At 73.1% G+C, this 21,472-nt stretch carries 13 protein-coding genes; 10 read left to right on the top strand and 3 right to left on the bottom strand.

Annotated elements, in window-relative coordinates; genetic code table 11:
- Positions 1-165: 165 nt before the first annotated feature.
- The 10 genes from ACZ407_RS03665 (at position 166) to galE (ending at position 15,226) form a co-directional block, all read left to right on the top strand.
- Positions 166-1,707 carry a CYTH and CHAD domain-containing protein gene (locus tag ACZ407_RS03665; RefSeq protein WP_468125173.1) on the top strand — a complete coding sequence of 514 codons (1,542 nt, stop codon included), beginning with the start codon at positions 166-168 and terminating at the stop codon, positions 1,705-1,707.
- Between the two features lie 85 nt (positions 1,708-1,792).
- Entirely contained in the window at positions 1,793-3,715 is a 1,923-nt protein-coding gene (locus ACZ407_RS03660; RefSeq protein ID WP_468125171.1) for a TIGR03960 family B12-binding radical SAM protein, read from the top strand.
- A 150-nt stretch (positions 3,716-3,865) separates the two neighbouring features.
- Positions 3,866-4,864: a hypothetical protein gene (locus ACZ407_RS03655; RefSeq protein WP_468125169.1), complete on the top strand. Its 999-nt coding sequence runs from the start codon at positions 3,866-3,868 to the stop codon at positions 4,862-4,864.
- A gap of 127 nt (positions 4,865-4,991) precedes the next feature.
- Positions 4,992-5,768, top strand: a complete 777-nt coding sequence (locus ACZ407_RS03650) for a TIGR03936 family radical SAM-associated protein (protein WP_468125168.1) — start codon at positions 4,992-4,994, stop codon at positions 5,766-5,768.
- A 230-nt stretch (positions 5,769-5,998) separates the two neighbouring features.
- A complete protein-coding gene (locus ACZ407_RS03645) occupies positions 5,999-10,003 on the top strand; it encodes an Rne/Rng family ribonuclease (protein WP_468125167.1) in 4,005 nt (1,334 codons plus the stop codon).
- Positions 10,004-10,206: 203 nt separating this feature from the next.
- Positions 10,207-10,527 carry a 50S ribosomal protein L21 gene (gene rplU / locus ACZ407_RS03640; protein ID WP_114036861.1) on the top strand — a complete coding sequence of 107 codons (321 nt, stop codon included), beginning with the start codon at positions 10,207-10,209 and terminating at the stop codon, positions 10,525-10,527.
- Positions 10,528-10,541: 14 nt separating this feature from the next.
- Positions 10,542-10,796, top strand: coding sequence for a 50S ribosomal protein L27 (gene rpmA / locus ACZ407_RS03635; RefSeq protein WP_008738950.1), 255 nt, complete (start codon positions 10,542-10,544; stop codon positions 10,794-10,796).
- A 167-nt stretch (positions 10,797-10,963) separates the two neighbouring features.
- Positions 10,964-12,409: a GTPase ObgE gene (gene obgE / locus ACZ407_RS03630; protein ID WP_468125165.1), complete on the top strand. Its 1,446-nt coding sequence runs from the start codon at positions 10,964-10,966 to the stop codon at positions 12,407-12,409.
- A 68-nt stretch (positions 12,410-12,477) separates the two neighbouring features.
- On the top strand, positions 12,478-14,145 hold the full coding sequence (locus tag ACZ407_RS03625; protein ID WP_468125164.1) for a glycosyltransferase family 2 protein: 1,668 nt from the start codon (positions 12,478-12,480) through the stop codon (positions 14,143-14,145).
- A 76-nt stretch (positions 14,146-14,221) separates the two neighbouring features.
- Complete coding sequence (galE, locus tag ACZ407_RS03620; protein ID WP_468125162.1) at positions 14,222-15,226, top strand: UDP-glucose 4-epimerase GalE; 1,005 nt, start codon at positions 14,222-14,224, stop codon at positions 15,224-15,226.
- Between the two features lie 64 nt (positions 15,227-15,290).
- On the opposite strand, the gene ACZ407_RS03615 is transcribed toward galE, so the two are convergent.
- The 3 genes from ACZ407_RS03615 to ACZ407_RS03605 all read right to left on the bottom strand — a co-directional run bounded on the left by ACZ407_RS03615 (position 15,291) and on the right by ACZ407_RS03605 (position 21,410).
- Entirely contained in the window at positions 15,291-17,198 is a 1,908-nt protein-coding gene (locus ACZ407_RS03615; RefSeq protein ID WP_468125161.1) for a glycosyltransferase family 2 protein, read from the bottom strand.
- 151 nt (positions 17,199-17,349) lie between these two features.
- On the bottom strand, positions 17,350-18,519 hold the full coding sequence (locus tag ACZ407_RS03610; RefSeq protein WP_468125473.1) for a glycosyltransferase: 1,170 nt from the start codon (positions 18,517-18,519) through the stop codon (positions 17,350-17,352).
- Between the two features lie 50 nt (positions 18,520-18,569).
- Complete coding sequence (locus ACZ407_RS03605) at positions 18,570-21,410, bottom strand: bifunctional glycosyltransferase/CDP-glycerol:glycerophosphate glycerophosphotransferase (protein ID WP_468125160.1); 2,841 nt, start codon at positions 21,408-21,410, stop codon at positions 18,570-18,572.
- Between the last annotated feature and the right edge of the window lie 62 nt (positions 21,411-21,472).

The raw sequence follows: 21,472 nt of genomic DNA, 5'->3' as shown, positions 1-21,472 counted from the left end.
TCCCCCCCCCCCCCCCCCCCCCCCCCCCCCCCTCCCCCCCCCCCCCCCCCCCCCCCCCCCCCCCCCCCCCCCCACCCCCCCCCCCCCCCCCCCCCCCGGGCCGTGGGAGCACGCTACTTCTGCGTAACCCGCCCGAGGCGGTCCGTTCGGGACTAAGTTCGGTCCATGGCGGACACGAAGCGCGAAATCGAGCGGAAATTCGAGTTCACTACGGCCAAGGCCGGGCGCCGGTTCCTCGCCGCGCCCCCCGACCTCACCGGCACCGCAGGCATCGCGGCCGTCCTCGACCGGGGCACCGCCGACCTCGACGCCGTCTACTACGACACCCCCGACCAGCGGCTCGCCGCCGACGGCCTCACCCTCCGCCGCCGCACCGGAGGCTCCGACGCCGGCTGGCACCTCAAACTCCCCGTCGCCCCCGGCATCCGCGACGAGGTGCAGGCAGAACTCACCGACACCCTGCCCCGCAGCCTCGCCGGACTCGTGCGCTCCCGGGTCCGCGACACCGAGCCCGTCCCGCTCCTGCGGCTGCTCTCCTCCCGCCGCGTGCTGCACCTCGTGGACGCCGACGGCGCCCTCCTCGCCGAGCTCAGCACCGACGCCGTCCGCGCCGAGAGGCTCGGCGGAACGGCCGCCGAGGCCTCCTGGACCGAGGTGGAGGTGGAACTCGCCGACGGCGCCGACCCCGCCCTCCTCGACGCCGTCGGCAAGAAGCTCCGCAAAGCCGGGCTCAAGGACTCCGACGCCCCGTCCAAACTCGCCCGGGCCCTCGCCGAAACCGGCACCGAAGCCCCCCGCCGCCCCGGCCCGCCGCCCGAGGACGGCAGCGCCGGCGCCGTCCTCCTCGCCCACCTGCACGCCCAGGTCGGCGCCCTCGTCTCCTACGACCCCGCGGTCCGCCGCAACCTGCCCGACTCCGTCCACCAGATGCGCGTCGCCACCCGCAGGCTGCGCAGCGCCTTCCGCACCCACCGCCGGATCCTCGACCGCACCGTCACCGACCCGCTGGCCGAGGAGCTGCGCTGGGTCGCCGCCGAGCTCGGCGTGGACCGGGACCAGGAAGTGCTGGCGGAACGCCTCCAGGAGGCCCTCGGCGAGCTGCCCCGCACCCTCGCCGTCGGCCCCGTCCGCAGCCGGCTGCGCACCTGGAACACCGCCCGCCGCTCCGGATCCCGGCGCCGCGCCCTCGCCGTACTCGACAGCCGCCGCTACCTGGCCCTCCTCACCGCACTCGACGCCCTGCTCGCCGAACCGCCGCTGCTGCCGGCCGCCGCCAAACCGGCCGGGAAGGTGTTCCGCAAGGCCGTCCTGCGCGACTACGAGCGGCTCGCCGACCGGATCCCGGCCGCCCTGGCCCTGCCCCCCGGGCACGAACGGGACCTCGCCCTGCACGACGCCCGCAAGGCCGCGAAGCGGGCCCGCTACGCCGCCGAGGCCGCCGGCCCGGCCCTCGGCGCCCCCGCCGGGAAGCTCGCCAAGGCGATGAAGTCGGTGCAGACCCTGCTCGGCGACCACCAGGACTCCGTCGTGGCCCGCGAGGCCCTGCGCACCCTGGCCGCCCAGGCCCACGACGCCCGCGAGCCCGCCTTCACCTGGGGACTGCTGTACGGACGGGAGGAGGCCCGAGCCGAGCGCCGCGAGCGCGAGCTGCCCGAGGCGTGGGAGCGGGCCTCGGATCCCGGGTTGCGGGCCGCCCTCGGGGACTGACGGCCGATCATGGGCGGGCCGGGGGCGTCCGTGCCTCGAGGTACGCTTGAGAGTCACCCCCTGCCCGCTTCACGAAAGTCGCGTGATGTCCGAGTCGGTCTTCCCACAGCTCGAAGCTCTGCTCCCGCATGTGCAGAAGCCCATCCAGTACGTCGGTGGTGAGCTCAACTCCACCGTCAAGAAGTGGGACGAGTGTGACGTCCGCTGGGCTCTCATGTACCCGGACGCGTACGAGGTCGGCCTGCCCAACCAGGGCGTCATGATCCTGTACGAGGTACTGAACGAGCGCGAGGGCGTCCTCGCCGAGCGCACGTACAGCGTGTGGCCCGACCTGGAGGCCCTGATGCGCGAGCACGGGGTCCCGCAGTTCACGGTGGACTCGCACCGCCCGGTGAGGTCCTTCGACGTGTTCGGCCTGTCCTTCTCCACGGAGCTGGGCTACACGAACATGCTCACGGCCCTGGACCTGGCGGGCATCCCGCTGTCCGCCAAGGACCGCACCGTCGACGACCCGATCGTCCTCGCGGGCGGCCACGCGGCGTTCAACCCCGAGCCGATCGCCGAGTTCATCGACTGCGCGGTCATCGGCGACGGCGAGCAGGCCGTCCTCGACATGACCGAGATCATCCGCGCCTGGAAGGCCGAGGGCCGCCCCGGCGGGCGCGAGGAGGTCCTCCTGCGCCTGGCGAAGACCGGCGGGGTCTACGTCCCGGGCTTCTACGACGTCGAGTACCTGCCGGACGGCCGCATCGGGCGCGTCGTACCGAACCGTTCCGGCGTGCCGTGGCGCGTGTCCAAGCACACCGTCATGGACCTCGACGAATGGCCGTACCCGAAGCAGCCGCTGGTGCCGCTCGCCGAGACGGTCCACGAGCGGATGTCCGTCGAGATCTTCCGCGGCTGCACCCGCGGCTGCCGTTTCTGCCAGGCCGGCATGATCACGCGCCCCGTGCGGGAGCGAAGCATCACCGGCATCGGCGAGATGGTCGAGAAGGGCCTGAAGGCCACCGGCTTCGAAGAGGTCGGCCTGCTCTCCCTGTCCTCCGCGGACCACACCGAGATCGGCGACATCGCCAAGGGCCTCGCCGACCGCTACGCGGACGAGAAGGTGGGCCTGTCCCTGCCCTCCACCCGCGTGGACGCGTTCAACGTGGACCTGGCGAACGAGCTGACCCGCAACGGCCGCCGGTCCGGCCTGACCTTCGCCCCCGAGGGCGGCTCCGAGCGCATGCGCAAGGTCATCAACAAGATGGTCTCGGAAGAGGACCTGATCCGGACCGTGGCCACCGCGTACGGCAACGGCTGGCGCCAGGTGAAGCTGTACTTCATGTGCGGCCTGCCGACCGAGACCGACGAGGACGTGCTCCAGATCGGCGACATGGCGGTCAACGTGATCGCCAAGGGCCGCGAGGTCTCCGGCCAGAACGACATCCGCTGCACCGTCTCCATCGGCGGCTTCGTCCCGAAGCCCCACACCCCGTTCCAGTGGGCCCCGCAGCTCTCCGCCGAGGAGACCGACGCCCGCCTGGAGAAGCTCCGCGACAAGATCCGCGGCGACAAGAAGTACGGCCGCTCCATCGGCTTCCGCTACCACGACGGCAAGCCGGGCATCGTCGAGGGCCTGCTGTCCCGCGGCGACCGCCGCATCGGTGACGTGATCCGCGCGGTGTACGAGGACGGCGGCCGTTTCGACGGCTGGCGCGAGCACTTCTCGTACGACCGCTGGATGCAGGCCGCGGAGAAGACCCTGCCCGCGTACGGCGTGGACGTGGCCTGGTACACCACCCGCGAGCGCACGTACGAAGAGGTGCTGCCCTGGGACCACCTGGACTCGGGCCTCGACAAGGACTGGCTCTGGGAGGACTGGCAGGACGCCCTCGACGAGACCGAGGTCGAGGACTGCCGCTGGACCCCGTGCTTCGACTGCGGCGTCTGCCCGCAGATGGACACGCACATCCAGATCGGCCCCACGGGCAAGAAGCTGCTGCCGCTCAGCGTGGTGAAGTAGCCCCTTCCGCCTCGTGCTCCGCCCATGCCCCCGCCGGGTCCTCCCGGCGGGGGCATGCGTGTTCGATGGGTGCAGAAACAAGGGCGTCCACCGGCGGAACGCCGCTCCCTCGCTGCAACCCCAGGCGGCCCCGCGCGTGTCTACACCTGCATGAACGGCACGGACGGCGGGTACGGCGGCGGGACCGGGGCGCGGGGCGCCCCCGGGCAGGGGGACGGATGCCTGGTCGCGCCGGTGCGGGTGCTCGCCCTGGTGGTCGTGGTGCCCGTGCGGCTGGTCTGGGAGGTGGTCGCGGCCGCGGGGCGGGGGCTGCACCGGTATCTCGGGCGGCCGCTGTGGCGGTACGCGCTCGCTCCCGTGGGGCGGGCCGTTGTGCGGGTTCTCACCTTCCTGGGGAAGCTGGTCCTCGTCTGGCCCTGGCTCGGCCTCTGGCGGTACGTGCTGCGCCCCGCCGGGCTGGCGCTGCTGGACCACGTCCTCGTACCCGCGGGCCTGGCGCTGGCCGCAGCCGCCGCGTGGACCTGGCGGTCCGTGCTGGCCCCGGCGGGGCGGTTCCTCCGGCGGTGCCTGCTCGTGCCCTTCGGGAAAGCTCTCGGACGGGCGGCCGCGGGGCTGTGGCGGTACCTGGTGCTGCCGGTCGGCAAGGGCCTCGCGTGGCTGGTCCGCGGGCTCGTGCGGCTGGTGTTCGTGTGGCCGTGGGTCGGCCTGTGGCGGTGGGTGCTGGTGCCGGCGGGACGGGCCGCCGCCTGGACGGGCGCCCTGGTCTGGCGGTACCTGGCCGTGCCGGCCGGCCGGGCCGCCGCCTGGTGCGCCGTACGGCTGTGGACGTACCTGCTCGGACCGCTGTGCCGGCTGCTCGGATGGGCCTGGCGCACGGCCGGCCGGATCCTCGGGTTCCTCTGGCGGCACCTGGTCGCCCGGCCCTCGGCGTGGCTGTACCGGCAGGTGCTGACCCCCCTCGGACACGTGCTGCGGGACGCCTGGTGCACGGTGCGCGGGGTGGTCCGCGAGGTGCGCTCGGAGGTGCGCCGGGCCCTGTTCGGCACTCCTCCCCGGGAACCGGTGAGGTCACGGGCGCGTACTCTGGGTAGTACGACAGCCGACGGTTCGGCGACCGCCTCCGAGATCTCCCTGCGCAAGCGGGCGTGAGACGGCGGGCAGGGAGCGGCCGTACGGCCCGACAGACCTCAGGGCGACGCGCGAGCCGCGGAGCCCCGCACAAGGAGAAGAACCACTGGGCAAGCGACAGCCCGAAGGCCCGCCGCCCGCACCGGCGGTGCAGCGCATCCGACTGCGCTACACCAAGCGCGGCCGCCTCCGGTTCACCAGCCACCGAGACTTCCAGCGGGCCTTCGAGCGGGCCCTGCGCCGCGCCGAGGTGCCGATGGCCTACTCGGCGGGCTTCACCCCGCACCCGAAGGTCTCGTACGCGAACGCCGCTCCGACCGGCACCGGCTCCGAGGCCGAGTACCTGGAGATCGCGCTCACCGAGGCCCGCGACCCCGAGAAGCTCCGCGAGCTGCTCGACGAGTCGCTGCCGGACGGCCTCGACATCACCGATGCCGTGGAGGCCCGCACCTCCGGCCTCGCCGACCGCCTCACCGCCTCGATCTGGGAAATGCGCCTCGAAGGCGTGGACCCCGCCGAGGCCGAACGGGCGACGGCCGCCTTCCTCGGCGCCGGATCCGTGGAGGTCCAGCGCCGCACGAAGAACGGCATGCGCACCTTCGACACCCGCGGAGCTGTGGTGAGCCTCGAGGCGCTTCCTGCCCCGGCTGATAGGCCCGCGGACAATGCCTGTGCGATACTGCGCCTGGTTGTTCGGCACGTGACACCTGCCGTGCGACCCGACGACGTCCTGTCCGGTCTCCGAGCTGTGGCCGACCTGGCGCCGCCGGTCCCCGCAGCGGTGACCAGGCTGGCGCAGGGGCTCTTCGACGAGGAGTCCGGCACGGTGACCGACCCGCTCGCGCCCGACCGCGAGGCAGTGACGGCCGCTCCACCCACGGCCGCCGTTCCTGCCGACGCGAAGGCGCCGGAAGGTCCCGCGTAGGGACTGTCGTCGCCGCGCAGCCCTGGAACTCGGGAGCCACCTGGGTCGGGCCGCGCACCGACCTGAAGACTTCCGCCAGGCCGTACGGACATCACGTACGGAACCGGCGGCTTGGACAACAGCTCCCGTGCGGTGCACGCGCCCCGGAGGCCGGTCCGCGCTCATCACGCGGACCGCGCCGGACCGGATGTCAGCCGCGGCGCCCGGGAGCGTGACGGGAGAACCCCCGCATGCTCAACAACGAACCCCTTCACAGCGGTGCTGACGACAGCCCGAGTGACACCCTGCCGCCGCGCCGCCGGCGCCGCGCGGCATCCCGCCCGGCGGGCCCGCCCGGCGGTGCCGTGACCCCCGAGCCGGCCGCCGAGGCCGCTGCTCCGGCCGCCGAGACCGCGGCCGAGGAGGCCGCTCCGGCCGCTGCTCCGGCGCGTACCCGCCGCCGCGCCACCCGCGCGGCCACCTCCGCCACGGCGGAGGCCCCGGCTGCCGCCGAGGCGCCCGCTGCCGAGGCCGCCGCTGCCGAGGAGCCTGCCGCTCCCGCCCGTACCCGCCGCCGTGCGACGCGTGCTGCGACGGCTGCGGCCGTCGAGGCTCCGGCTGCCGTGGAGGCGCCCGCTGCCGAGGCTCCGGCCGCCGAGACCGTGGTCGAGGAGGCTGCTCCGGCCGCTGCTCCGGCCCGTACCCGCCGCCGTGCCACCCGCGCCGCCGCCGCGCCCGTCGCCGAGGCCCCGGCCGCCGTGGAGGCGCCCGCCGCCGAGGCCCCCGCGGCCGAGGCCGCCGTGGTCGAGGAGTCCGCTCCGGCCGCCGCCCCCGCCCGTACCCGCCGCCGTGCCACCCGCGCCGCCGCCGCCCCCGTCGCCGAGGCCCCGGCCGCCGAGCAGGCCGAGGCCGCTTCCGAGGCTCCGGCCGCCGAGACCGTGGCAGAAGAGGCCGCTCCGGCTGCCGCTCCGGCCCGTACCCGCCGCCGTGCCACCCGCGCCACCGCCGCGCCCGCTGCCGACGAGGCCGCCGCGCCCGAGCCGGCGACGGTGACCGTGGCCGACGCCGTGGACGCGCCCAAGGGCCGCGGCCGCCGCCGCGCCACCCGCGCCGCCGCTGCCCAGCCCGTGGCGGAGGCCCCGAAGGCCGCCGAGGCCGAGGCTCCGGCCGCCCCCGCGCGCGGTGGCCGCCGCCGCCCGGCCGTGCCCGTCTTCCAGGCCCCGGTCTTCACCGAGCCGATGTTCCAGACCCCGATGACCGCCGCCGCGGCGCTCGCCGAGGAAGCGGAGACCGAGGAGGAGGAGACGGAGGCCGAGGCCGCCGTCGCCCCCGCCCCGCAGCCCGCCGCCCGTCGCCGCCGCCGTCGTGGCGCGGCCGCCGAGCCCGAGCCCGCCGCCCCGGCCGCCCCCGCCCCGGCGCCCGCCGCCGAGGAGGCCCTCGCCGAGGAGCCCGAGGCGGAGACCGAGGCCGAGGTGGAGCTGGACGAGGCCGACGAGTCGGGCGAGCGCCCGGCCCGCCGTCGCCGCCGCGGTGGCCGCCGCCGTCGCCGGGGCGAGTCCTCCGACCTGGACGAGTCCGCCGAGGAGGAGTCCGAGGAGGAGGAAGAGGCCGCCGAGGAGGAAGGCGAGGAGGAGGCCGAGGAGACCGCGCTCGGTTCCGGCTCCAGCCGTCGCCGCCGCCGTCGCCGCCGCCGTTCGGGTGACGCCGCCGACACCGAGGCCGCCGACGAGGACGGCGTCCGCACGGTCGTCAAGGTGCGCGAGCCGCGCCCGGCCCGCGAGAAGGCGGAGCCGTCCGACGAGGTGCAGTCCATCAAGGGCTCCACCCGCCTGGAGGCCAAGAAGCAGCGCCGCCGCGAAGGCCGCGAGCAGGGCCGCCGCCGCGTCCCGATCATCACCGAGGCCGAGTTCCTGGCCCGCCGCGAGGCCGTCGAGCGCGTCATGGTCGTCCGCCAGAACGGCGAGCGCACCCAGATCGGCGTCCTCGAGGACAACGTGCTCGTCGAGCACTACGTCAACAAGGAGCAGGCCACCTCGTACGTCGGCAACGTCTACCTGGGCAAGGTCCAGAACGTGCTGCCGTCGATGGAGGCCGCCTTCATCGACATCGGCAAGGGCCGCAACGCCGTCCTGTACGCCGGCGAGGTCAACTTCGAGGCGCTCGGCATGGCCAACGGGCCGCGCCGCATCGAGTCCGCCCTCAAGTCCGGCCAGTCGGTCCTCGTGCAGGTCACCAAGGACCCGATCGGCCACAAGGGCGCCCGCCTGACCAGCCAGGTCTCGCTGCCCGGCCGCTACCTGGTCTACGTGCCCGAGGGCTCGATGACCGGCATCAGCCGCAAGCTGCCCGACACCGAGCGCGCGCGCCTGAAGACCATCCTCAAGAAGATCGTCCCCGAGGACGCGGGCGTCATCGTGCGCACCGCCGCCGAGGGTGCGAGCGAGGACGAGCTGCGCCGCGACGTCGAGCGCCTGCAGGCCCAGTGGGAGGACATCCAGAAGAAGTCGAAGATGATCTCGACCTCTTCGCCGAGCCTCCTGTACGGCGAGCCGGACATGACCGTCCGCGTGGTCCGCGACATCTTCAACGAGGACTTCTCGAAGGTCATCGTCAGCGGCGACGAGGCGTGGAGCACCATCCACGGCTACGTCTCGCACGTGGCCCCGGACCTGGCGGACCGCCTGCAGCGGTGGACCTCCGAGGTGGACGTCTTCGCGACGTACCGCATCGACGAACAGCTCGCCAAGGCCCTGGACCGCAAGGTCTGGCTGCCCTCCGGCGGCTCGCTGGTGATCGACAAGACCGAGGCCATGGTCGTGATCGACGTCAACACCGGCAAGTTCACCGGCCAGGGCGGCAACCTCGAGGAGACCGTCACCAGGAACAACCTGGAGGCGGCCGAGGAGATCGTGCGCCAGCTGCGGCTGCGCGACCTGGGCGGCATCGTCGTCATCGACTTCATCGACATGGTCCTGGAGTCGAACCGGGACCTGGTGCTGCGGCGCATGCTGGAGTGCCTGGGCCGGGACCGTACGAAGCACCAGGTCGCCGAGGTCACCTCGCTGGGCCTGGTCCAGATGACCCGCAAGCGGGTGGGCCAGGGCCTGCTGGAGTCCTTCTCCGAGACCTGCGTCCACTGCAACGGCCGCGGTGTGATCGTGCACATGGAGCAGCCGACGGCCGTCGGCGGCGGCGGCAACGGCAAGCGCGCCAAGAAGCGCGGCCGCGGCGGTGCGCACGAGCACGACCACGACCTGGTGACGGGCATCGAGTCCGATGTCACGGAGGCCGAGACCGAGGCCGAGGTCGCGGCGGAGCTCGCCGCGCCGATCGCCCTGCCCGAGCCGGACTTCGTCCCCGACGAGGAGCTGTACAGCAGCCCCGCCGAGGCCGAGGCCGCCGCGGGCCTGATCAGCGGCCGCCGCTCGCGGCGCCGTGCGACCCGCAGGGCCAGCGCCCCGGCCGGTGCCCCGCGCGCCGCCGCCGCTGCGGCTCCGGCCGCCGCCCCGGTCGCGGAGCCCGTCGTGGCTGCGGAGCCGGAGCCGGAGCCGGTGGCCGAGCCCGCCGACACGGTGCTGGAGCCGGCCCCCGAGGCCGTCGCCACCGCCGTCGAGCAGCCCGTCGAGGCCGAGACCGTCGTCGAGCCGGTGGCCGAGGTGGCCGAGGTCGCCGAGGAGGCCGCGCCGAAGGGCCGTACGCGCCGTCGTGCGACCCGCAAGGCCACCGCCCCGGCGGGCGAGCCGAAGCCGGCCGAGGCCGCGCCGGAGGCTGCCGCCCCGGCCGCGACCGAGGCGCCGGCCGAGGAGGCCGCTGCCGAGGCCGTGGCGGAGCCGGTCGCCGAGACCGTCGCCGAGCCGGTCGCGGAGCCCGTGGCCGAGCCCGTGGCCGACGCCGCCCCGCCGCGTGCCCGCCGCCGTGCGACCCGCAAGGCCACCGCGCCCGCCGGTTCGCCGGCCGGTGCCGAGGCCGTGGTCGTCGTCACCGCCCCCGCGGCCGCGGAGGCGGTCGTGGCGGCCGCTGCCGAGCCGGAGGCGCAGCCCGCCGAGGAGTCCGTCGAGGAGGCCGCTCCGGCCAAGAAGACGGCCCGCAAGACGGCTGTCAAGAAGGCTCCGGCGAAGAAGGCCGCCGCGAAGAAGACGACGACCGCGAAGAAGGCCGTCGCCAAGAAGACGGCGGCCAAGAAGACCACTGCGAAGAAGACGGCCAAGAAGGCGGCGGCGGCGGAGCAGTCCGCCCCGGCGGCCACGGACGCCTGATCACAGCAGTGCAGGAAGGGTGACGGGGCCCGGTTTGACCTCTCAAACCGGGCCCCGTAACCTTGACCGTCGGCGTGTCTACGTGCACGCCAGCTCCTGAGCACCTCACCTCCCGGGCTTCACGGCGCGGGGGAGGCCTCCCGCGTTCCGCCGGGGTCGGCTGGCTTCAGGAGTTCCGATTTTCGAGCGAGAGAGAGATCCGCGTGTACGCCATCGTGCGCAGCGGTGGTCGCCAGCACAAGGTTGCTGTCGGCGACATCGTTGAGGTTGACAAGATTTCCACTGCCAAGGTTGGCGACACGGTCGAGCTCTCGACCCTGCTCGTTGTCGACGGCGACGCCGTGACCAGCGACCCGTGGGTCCTGGCCGGCATCAAGGTCACGGCCGAGGTCGTGGACCACCACAAGGGCGCCAAGATCGACATCCTGCGCTACAAGAACAAGACGGGCTACCGTCGTCGTCAGGGTCACCGTCAGCAGTACACGGCGATCAAGGTCACCGGCATCCCGACCGCCGCGAAGTAAAGAGGGACTGAGCAATGGCACACAAGAAGGGCGCATCGTCCACCCGGAACGGTCGCGACTCCAATGCCCAGCGGCTCGGCGTGAAGCGCTTCGGCGGTCAGGTCGTTTCCGCTGGTGAGATCCTCGTCCGCCAGCGCGGCACCCACTTCCACCCGGGCGCCGGTGTCGGCCGCGGTGGCGACGACACCCTGTTCGCCCTGCAGGCCGGTGCGGTGCAGTTCGGCACCCACCGTGGCCGCAAGGTCGTGAACATCGTTCCGGCCGCCTGATCCAGCTCCTGCTGATCAAGCGTTCGTAACCCACCGAGGGCGGATCTCAGCTCTTTCCGGCGCGAGCCGGGAAGAGGGATCCGCCCTCGGCGCGTTGTCACATAGACACGTTTAATGGGCAGCAAGGTCTGCCCGGGACATACCCGCATGTATCTGGAGGAACACCCATGACCACCTTCGTGGACCGCGTCGAGCTGCACGTCGCCGCGGGTAACGGGGGCCACGGCTGCGCCTCCGTACACCGGGAGAAGTTCAAGCCCCTGGGCGGCCCCGACGGCGGCAACGGCGGCCGCGGCGGCGACGTGATCCTGGTCGTCGAGCAGGCGATCACCACCCTGCTGGACTACCACCACAGCCCGCACCGCAAGGCCACCAACGGCAAGCCCGGCGAGGGCGGCAACCGCTCCGGCAAGGACGGCCAGGACCTGGTCCTGCCCGTGCCGGACGGCACCGTGGTCCTCGACAAGCAGGGCAACGTCCTCGCCGACCTGGTCGGCCAGGGCACCACGTACATCGCGGCCCAGGGCGGCCGCGGCGGCCTCGGCAACGCGGCCCTGTCCTCGGCCCGCCGCAAGGCCCCCGGCTTCGCGCTGCTCGGCGAGCCCGGCGACTCCGGGGACGTGGTCCTGGAGCTCAAGACCGTCGCCGACGTGGCGCTGGTCGGCTTCCCGAGCGCCGGCAAGTCCTCGCTGATCTCGGTGCTGTCCGCGGCCAAGCCGAAGATCGCGGACTACCCGTTCACCACCCTGGTCCCGAACCTGGGCGTGGTCACCGCCGGCTCCACCGTCTACACCATCGCCGACGTGCCGGGCCTGATCCCGGGCGCCAGCCAGGGCCGCGGCCTGGGCCTGGAGTTCCTGCGGCACGTCGAGCGCTGCTCGGTCCTCGTGCACGTGCTGGACACCGCCACCCTGGAGTCCGACCGCGACCCGGTCTCCGACCTCGACGTCATCGAGGAGGAGCTGCGGCTGTACGGCGGCGGCCTGGAGAAGCGGCCGCGGATCGTCGTCCTCAACAAGGTGGACATCCCGGACGGCCAGGACCTCGCGGACATGATCCGCCCGGACCTGGAGGAGCGCGGCTACAAGGTCTTCGAGGTCTCCGCGGTCGCCCGCACCGGCCTCAAGGAGCTGTCCTTCGCGCTGGCCGAGATCGTCGCCAAGGCGCGCGCCCGCAAGCCGAAGGCCGAGGCCACCCGGATCGTCATCCGGCCGAAGGCCGTGGACGACAACGGCTTCACCGTCGTGTACGACGAGGCCGAGGACGTCTACCGCGTGCGCGGCGAGAAGCCGGAGCGCTGGGTGCGCCAGACCGACTTCAACAACGACGAGGCCGTGGGCTACCTGGCCGACCGCCTCAACCGCCTGGGCGTCGAGGACGCGCTGATGAAGGCCGGCGCGCACGCCGGCGACGGCGTGGCCATCGGCTCCGAGGAGAACGCGGTCGTCTTCGACTGGGAGCCGACCATGATGGCCGGCGCCGAGATGCTCGGCCGACGCGGCGAGGACCACCGCATGGACGCCCCGCGTCCGGCCGTCCAGCGCCGCAAGGACAAGGAGGCGCAGCGCGGTGACGCCGCGCAGCGCGAGTACGACGAGTTCCGCCCGTTCTGAGTCAGGGGCGGGCCCCCTCCGAGGACGGGGTTGAAGCCGCCTTTACGCCCCTCCCGTAGGATCCCCGGGTGAGTAACGTGCTCGACCAGAAGGTCGGTGGAATGGAAGCTTCCACCGACCGCGGCAGCGGCAGTGTCTGCGTAGTCGTGATCGCATACAACGACGCCGAGCTCGTGGGCGAGGCCGTGCAGTCGGCCCTCGCCCAGGGCGAGGTGGTGTCGGAAGTCATCGCCGTCGACGACTGCTCGTCCGACGGCACCCCCGAGGTGCTGGACGAGCTGGCCGCGGCGCACCCGCGGCTGCGCGTCATCCACCGCGAGCGGAACAGCGGGGGCTGCGGCACCCCGCGCAACGACGGCATCAGGGCCGCCACGGCCCCGTACGTCCTGTTCCTGGACAGCGACGACGTGCTGCCGCCGGGGGCCGCCGCCGCCCTGGTGGCCGCCGCCGAGCGGCACGGGGCGCCGGTGACCGTCGGGTCCTGCGTGCGGCGCGAGCTGCCGCAGGAGCACGACGTGCCGTGGGTGCCCGGCCTGTACGAGGGGCCCGCCGTGATCGGGAAGCCCGCGGACAAGCCGGAGCTCGTCCGCGACACCCTCTGCGTCAACAAGCTGTACGACCGGTCCTTCCTGGACAAACATTCCATCCGCTTCCCCGATGGTCGTTTCATCTACGAGGACTTCGTCTTCACCGCCCAGGTCCTCGCGGCGGCCCCGCGCATGGCGGTGATCCCCGAACTCGTCTACGTCTGGCACGTGCGCCGCAGCGCCGCCCAGGTGTCGATCTCCCTCGACCGGGCGGACATCGGCAACTGGCAGGCCCGCGTCAACGCCCACCGCAAGGCGGTGGACATACTGCGCGCCGCCGGAGCGGACGAACTCGTCACCGCCTGCCGGATCAAGTTCCTCGAATACGACCTGCGCATGTACCTGCGCGAGATCGGCGGCAACGCGGACTACCAGCGCGCCTGGTGGACCCTCACCCGCGAGTACCTCGCCGGTTTCACCGAGGAGGAGATCGCGGGGGCCGGCACCTGCGCCCGCTGGATCGCCCACGTCCTGCTCGCCACCCCGCAGCCCCCCGCCGACCTGGAGCGGCTGGTGCAGTTCGCGGCCGAGCCCCCGCGGCTGCTGCCCCCGTACGCGGTCGCCGACGGGGAGCCGGTGTGGAGCGAGGAGCTGCCCGGGGCCCGCCTCGACGGACTCGCGGACCTGCCGCTCGCCGAGCTGCCCGTCATAGTGGACGCCCGCCTGGTCACCGGCCTGGTCGGCGAGCTGAAGGTGCACGTCCACGACCTCTACGGGCGGCTGGCCGCCGCCGGGCCGCGCAGCGTGCACCTGGAGTTCGACACCCGCCGCGGCGACGAGCCGGCCCTCAGCCGCCCCGTGGACCTGCACCCGGCGGAGAACGGCACCTGGACCGCCCGGCTGCCCGTCGGGATGACCGCGCTGGCCGCCGCCGGCCGCCGCCGCGGCCGCCGCGGCCTGCAGGTCTGGGACGTGCGGCTGCGCGTGCACTGCGAGGACGGCGGTTCGCTGCTGGCCTCCCTGCGCCCCCGCTCCGATCGCCTCGGGCGCAGCGCCCTCGTCAGCAGCCGGTACGGTGTTCTGCTGGTGCAGCCGTACGAAACGGCCAGCGGATCGCTGGCACTGCGGCTGGCACCGGGACTGCACGGAGCGGTCAGCCTGGTCAGGAACCGCATCGACCGGGCGCGGATGCGGCGGCAGAACGGCTGAGGCCGCGCGGCCGGGGCCCCACCGGGCCCGGGCCGCGCGGACCGCTCGGCTTACGGACAGGACTCGGGAGATACGAATGACGTTTCTGATCACCGGCGGTGCCGGCTACATCGGTTCGCACGTGGTCCGGGCGATGACGCTCGCGGGCGAGAAGGTCGTCGTGCTCGACGACCTCTCCACGGGTGACGAGGACCGGGTGCCGGAGGGCGTTCCGCTGGTGGTCGGCTCGGTCCTGGACCGGCTGGTCCTGGACCGCACCATCGAGGAGCACCGGATCACCGGTGTGGTGCACCTCGCGGGCAAGAAGCAGGTCGGCGAGTCGGTCGAGAAGCCCACGTACTACTACCACGAGAACGTGCAGGGGCTCACGGTCCTGCTGGAGGCCGTCGCGGCCGCCGGGATCCGCAACTTCCTCTTCTCCTCCTCGGCCTCCGTGTACGGCATGCCGGACGTGGACCTCGTCACCGAGGACACCCCCTGCGCGCCGATGAGCCCGTACGGCGAGACCAAGCTCGCCGGCGAGTGGCTGGTGCGCGCCGCCGGCCGGGCCCACGGCATCGCCACCGCCTGCATGCGCTACTTCAACGTGGCCGGCACCGCCACCCCCGAGCTCGCCGACACGGGCGTGTTCAACCTGGTCCCGATGGTCTTCGAGCGGCTGGACGCCGGGGAGGGCGCCCGCATCTTCGGCGACGACTACCCCACCCCGGACGGCACCTGCATCCGCGACTACATCCACGTCGAGGACCTGGCGGACGCCCACCTCGTGGCCGCCCGCAAGCTGGCCGAGTGGGCCGCCGCCGGCGAGTACAAGGACCTGACCGTCAACATCGGCCGCGGCGAGGGCGTCTCCGTCCGCGAGATGGTCGAGCTGATCAACGAGAACACCGGCCACACCGAGGAGCCCGTGGTCACCCCGCGCCGCCCCGGGGACCCGGCCAAGGTGGTGGCCTCCGCCGACCGGATCGCCGCCGAGCTGGGCTGGAAGGCCAAGCACGACGTCCGCTCGATGATCACCTCCGCCTGGGAGGGCTGGGGCGCCCACCGCGCCGACGCCGGCCACCACACCGAGCAGCGCTGACCCTCGCGCACGGGCCGGCGCCCGCCCGTGGCGCGTCCGGCCCGGGATCCTCCCGGCCCGGGCCCTACGGGACGGCGTGCCGCAGCCCCGACAGGGCCCGGCGCGCCCGCCGGGCCAGCCGTACCGGGGCCGGGGTCCGCACCGTCACCGTGAGCGGACCGCCGCCGGGTCCCGCCACCGGCAGGTCCCGTACGAAGGCGCCCGCCTCCAGGTGCAGCTTCAGCTCCCACGTCCCGGCCGGCAGCCCGTGCAGCCCGCAGCGTACGAGGACCCGCCCGGCGGGGTCCCGGACCGTCTCGGCCGTCGCCGCCAGCAGGGGGGTGCGCCCGGGGGCCGTCAGCAGCGGCCGGATCCGGACCCCGGGCGGGCAGCCCGGCAGGGTGGCCGTGAGCTCCGCGGTGCGGCCGCCCCCCAGCCCGCGCAGCAGCTCCCCGCGGGCGTCCCGGCCCAGCGGGCGGCGGGTGGCGCCGATGTCCAGGTTCAGGTGCCCGTGCCGGGTGGCGGAGAAGGCGGCCACGGCCGTGGTCCCGGCCCGGCGGCCGCGGTCCACGAGGTGCGGCTCGGGGTCGGGCTCGTGCGCCTCGTCCAGCGGCTCCGGCAGCCAGGCCTCGCGGTGCAGGGTCCCGGCGGCGACCGTGATCCGCATGGTCCACACCCCGTCCGGCAGCGGGCCGCCGTCCGCCGCGTGCGCCACGTCCACCGCGCATGTGTAGTGACCCTCCCCGTCGGTCTCGGCGGGCACCAGGTACGTGAACCCCTGCCGGCGCAGCAGGATCCCCGCCCGCTGCGGCGTGCCGGGGCCCAGGCCCGTCAGCTCGGCCCGGCCGCGGACGCGCAGCACCGGCCCGTCCCAGTGGCACTCGGCCACCTCCTGGCGCAGGGCCACCCGCGAGGTCAGCTCGAACAGCCCGTCCGGCAGGCCGGCCGCCGGATCGCGGAAGCCCGGGTAGGCCGCGTAGGCCCGCCCCTCCTCGATCACCGTGGGCACCCCCGCACCCGCGGCGTCCGCCGCCACCACCGCGCCGAGCCCCGCGTGGTCCTCCGTACGCAGGTGGTGGGCGCGCAGCCGCAGGCCCGGCGGCAGGGCCTCCAGCACCCCGTCCGTGAGCCACTGCCGCACCAGCGGGGCGGCGGCCGCGGCCATCTCCGCCCGGCCCGCCGCGTCGCGCTCCAGGTAGGGCCGGCCGAAGGGGGCCAGCACCTCCCCGTGGAAGTGCCGCCGCATCAGCTTGTCCCGGTCCGGACCGGGCGGCACGTGGGCGGCGACCAGGTCGAGCACCGAGCCGGTGTACGCCAACTGCCCGGGCCAGTCCAGGTCCTGCCGGGTGGCGTTGGAGCCGTCCCCGCGCCCCTCCAGGTAGTAGCAGTCGTAGTCGGCGACCACCGAGACCTTCGACGCGTGGAGCAGCCCGCGGATCCCGAAGGGCAGGTCCTCGCCCACGAGCCGCCCCTCCGTGAAGCGCAGCCGGTGCCGCTCGATCAGGCTGCGCCGCCAGAGCTTGTACGCGGCGAGGGTCCAGTAGACGGGCGAGTCGAAGATGCTCACGTCGGGGCTGGTGGTGCGCAGGTCCACGGGGGCCGGGCGCCCCCCGATGCCGATGATCCGCCCGTAGACCACGTCCGAGCCGTGCTCCTCGGCCATGGCGACGAGCCGCTCCAGGGCCTCGTCGCCGAGGTAGTCGTCGGAGTCGAGGAAGAACACGTACCGGCCGCGGGCCTGCTCGATGCCGATGTTCCGGGGGCGGCCCGCGCCTCCGGAGGCGGGCTCGTGGTGGACGGCGGCATTGCGCCGGCCGGCCGCCCAGGCGTCGAGCCAGGCCCCCGAGCCGTCCGTGGAGCCGTCGTCCACGGCGATGACCTCGATCCGGTCCTGGCCCAGGCTCTGGGCGGCCACGGAGTCGAAGCAGCGCGGCAGGTAGCGGAGGGTGTCGTGGACCGGTATGACGACGCTGACGGTGACTTGGGAGCCCATGGGCGGTTCCCCCGGGTTGCTGGTCCCCTGACGGCTTTCGCCATCGAGCGTACGCCGACGGGCCACCACCGCCAGGGTGATGGCCCGTCCTGCTGCGCCCGGAGGTCCCGTGTGCTAGGGCCTGCGCGCACAGGCCCCGGCGGGAGCCGGGTCAGCGGTGGAGCAGCGTGAAGAGGCTCTCCCAGCGGCCGGTGATCTCCTCCGCGGAGTAGCGCTGGATGTCCTCGCGGGCCTGCTCGCCCATGCGGTCGCGCAGCTCGCGGTCGGTCATCAGCTCGTCCAGGCGGCGGGCGAACTCGCCCGTGTTGCCGGGAGGGGCGATCAGGCCGTTGACCCCGTCCGTGATGATCTCGCGGACGCCCGGGGCCACGTCGAAGGCCACGCACGGCACCGCGGTCGCCATGGCCTCCATCAGCGCGAGGGGGAAGCCCTCGCCGCGGGAGGACAGCGCGAACAGGGAGCTCTCGCGCAGCGCCCCCGGGACGTCGCTGGTGCGGCCCATCCACTCCACCGAGGACGTGATCCCCAGCTGGGCGGCCTGCTTCTTCAGGGCCTCCTCCTCCGGGCCCGAGCCGTAGAGGGTCAGCACCCAGTCGGGGTGCCGGTCCGCGATCTCGGCCCAGGAGTCGAGCAGCAGGTCGACGCCCTTCTCCTCGTGGAGCCGGCCGATGCTGACCACCCGCTTGGCGGTGCGGCGGGACGGCTCTTCGGGGAAGAACGGCAGCGGGTTCGGCATGGCGCCGACGTTGTCCATCCGCTGCCGGATCCACAGGTCCGCGTCCTCACGGGTGAGGGCCAGCATCCGGTCCACGTCCGCGTAGAAGCGCTTGACGCGCCCGAAGCGGGAGGACTTGCGGCAGGTCTCGAAGGACTCGTGGCTCATGCCGATGACCTTCAGCCCGGCGGTGTCCGCGAGCGCCACCCACTCCATGGCCCACACCTGGGTCACGATGACCACGGAGCCGGGGCGGGCGGCCCGGAACAGCGCCGACATCTTCGCGGCCTGCTCGCGCATGCCCGCGTCGCGCGCGGCCCGGCGCCGCCGCTCGACCAGGTCGAGCTTGCCCTTGAGGCCCGAGAGGGGCTTCAGGGAGGGCGGGTGCACGTCGTACAGGGTGGTGGTCCGGTACGGCAGGTCCGCGCCCAGGTCGGCCCGCCGGCCTTCGGGGGCCGGGACGATGCCGACCACGTGGACGGAGTGGCCGCGCTCGGAGAAGAGCCGGGCCATCTGGTGCGACCAGCTGGTGATGCCGCCCAGCTCGTCCACGCTGTTGGAGACGAGGAAGATGTCGCGGGGCCGGCTCGCGTGCGTTTCGGTCATGGCCGTTCCGGTGGCTGCGGTCGTGTCGGTCGTCTCGGTCGTCGCGGGCATCAGCGGCTCCACCCGGAGAAGAAGGTGTCGACGATCGTCTTGGCTGCGGTGCCCTGGTCGTACTCGCCGAACTCCGACACGAAGCGCTTGCGGGCCTCGGCGTAGGCGTCGTCCGCCGCGTCCAGGGTCTTCAGCACCTCGTGGAACTCCTCCTCGGTCCGGAACACCGGGCCCGGAGCGTGCTCCAGGAGGTCGAAGTAGGTGCCGCGGCCCTCGTGCACGTACTTGTCGTAGTCGTACGTGAAGAACAGCATCGGCCGGTCGAGCAGCGCGTAGTCGAACATCACGGAGGAGTAGTCCGTGATCAGGGCGTCGGCCAGCTGCATCAGCGGCATCACGTCGTGGCGCGCCGACACGTCGATGACCTTGCCCTTGGCGGTGGGCGGCAGCACCACGTGGTTCAGGTAGTGCGCGCGGACCAGCAGCACGTACCGGTCGCCGAACTCCTCGGCGAACTTCTCCACGTCGAACGGCAGGGGGAACGCGCCCGGAGTGCGGAAGGTCGGCGCGTACAGCAGCACCGTCTTGTCCGCGGGGATGCCGAGCTCGGCGGCGAGCGCGCCGCGCTCCCGCTTGCCGGCCGCGTCCTCGGCCTGCCGGGTCTGCACGAGCACGTCGTTGCGCGGGTAGCCCACGCGCAGCAGCTTCTGCTCGGGGATCCGGAAGGCCTTGGCGAGGGTCCGCACGTCGTGCTCGGAGCGGCACAGGAAGTGGTCGAAGCGGTTGAGGTGCTTCTCCTCCGCCGCCTGCTGCGCCTGGGTGGCCGCCTTCAGCCCCGGCTGGTCGAAGCCCATCTTCTTGAGGGCCGAACCGTGCCAGGTCTGGACGTACGTGGTCTCGGGGCGCTTGGCGAGCTTGAGCGGGTAGCTCTGGTTGTCCACCCAGAACTCGGCCCGGGCCAGCGCCTTGAGGTACGGCAGCGACCAGCGGCGCACGAGGTGGGCGTCCTTCGGGAAGTCCTTCGGGGCGGCGCCCGCGTAGGACCAGTACGCCTCGAAGTCCAGGCCGCGGGCGCGCATCTCCTCGTAGATGGCGCGCGGGCTGTCGCTGTACTGCTTGCCGAGCATGCTCTCGAAGACCACGGTGCGCTTCTTCACGGGCAGCCGGCCGTACACCTCGTGGAAGAGGCGCAGCTTGGTCTTGTCCGAGGTCAGCGTCTTGCGGAGGTCCTTGGCCTTGCGGTAGCCGGCCTTGGCGAGCTTGCCCGGCCTGCCCCGCACGGCGGTCTGGATCAGTTCCTCGATCCGCTCGTTGTCGTGCTTGGCGGAGACCAGGCGGAACGCCAGGTGGCCCTTGGACGTGGGGTGCGGCTCGATGTGGTCGGCGACCAGCCGGGTCAGGCGGGGCTTGACGGGCAGCAGGCCGCTGCCGAGCTCGCTCTCGCCGACCGTCAGGCGGGTGTTGGTCTTCTGGCCGTTGACGTCGAGGATGACGCGGACGTCCCAGACGGAGTCGATGATGCCGAGCGGGCGCAGCTTCGCGCTGAGGTCGACCTCGGCGTCCCAGGTGACGAACCGGCCCTCGTGGCGCAGCGACTTCACCGGGAAGGTGAAGGTCTGGAGGCTGCGGCGGCGGGCCCGGAACTCGATCTGGCCCTTGATCTTCGCGTCGGCCGGCATCACGCCCAGCGGGTTGGTGATGCGGCCGGCCAGGCGCACCGTGCCGTCGGACTCGGCGTACTCGGTGAGCGCGTTGCGCAGGAACATCTTCTGGACCGGCTTCTGGTGGTAGCCGAGGTCCGTGACGTCGAGGACGCTGCGGGCGAACTCGTCGTCGAGGTGCTCGGCGCACCAGTAGATGCGGCCGTCGCGCTCCGCGAGCGGGGCGGAGATCTTGTCCCGGTGGGTCAGCGTGTCCACGGCGGGCAGCAGGTTGTCCCAGTCGCCCTGCTGCAGGAGGTACGCGCAGATGGCCTGGATGGGCTGGACCCGGGTGTACGCCTCGTGGTCGAGGCCCGCCAGGTAGTCGCGGGAGAGCTCGGCGAACTCGCGCCGGTAGGACTCGTCGCGGAACGGCAGGTCACGCAGATGCAGTACAAGGTCGTGCTTGAGGAACTTGACGTCCTTGGCCTTCTTCAGCTCGGTCAGGCCGTGCTGTTCGAGGAGGGCGTCGATCCGGCGGTGGATCTCCAGCCGGTGGATGTAGTTGCTCATCTCGTGCCGGCGGTTGGTCACCGACTTGACCTTGGCCTGGGCGTGCACGTGCCAGAAGTAGACCTGGTTCGGGATGAGCGTGATCTTCTTCGCGGCGAGGTAGGCCTCGGCGATGAACATCAGGTCCTCGTAGAGCATCCCCTTCGGGAAGAGGAGGTTGTTCTCGAGGAGGAAGTCGCGGCGGTAGCACTTGTTCGTGGAGAGGGTGTCCCACACGAACAGGTCCGGCAGCTCGCTGACCGAGGTCAGGGTGCGGGTGGTGCGGTACAGCCAGTTGTACCACTCGTCGCGCTTCTGGTTGCGGGTGTCCTTGTGGACGCGTACGCACAGGCCCGAGACCATGTCGGCCCCGGTGCGCTCGGCGGCCTCCAGCATGTTGCGGCAGGCGTTGAGCTCCAGCACGTCGTCGCTGTCGAGGAACATGACGTAGCGGCCCTTGGCCTCGCCGATGCCGACGTTGCGGGGCTCGCCGCCGGCGCCGCTGTTCTCGGGCAGCTGGAAGGCGCGCACCAGTCCGGGGTGCGCCGCTTCGAGTTCCTTGGCAACCTCGAAGGACCTGTCCTTGCTGCAGTCGTCGACGATGACGACCTCAACACTGTCGAGGGTCTGGTCCAACACCGATTGGACGGCCGTGGGCAGCCGCGCTGCGTCGTTGTAGACGATGACGACCACGGAGACGTCGGGCACTGGCACCTCAATCCATTTGTTCTCCTGCACGCCCGTCAAAGCTACCGTGTGTTCCTTGGTGG

It is taken from the genome of Streptomyces sp. NPDC030809, assembly GCF_055572195.1.
This window is presented reverse-complemented; position numbering and strand designations above follow the sequence as displayed.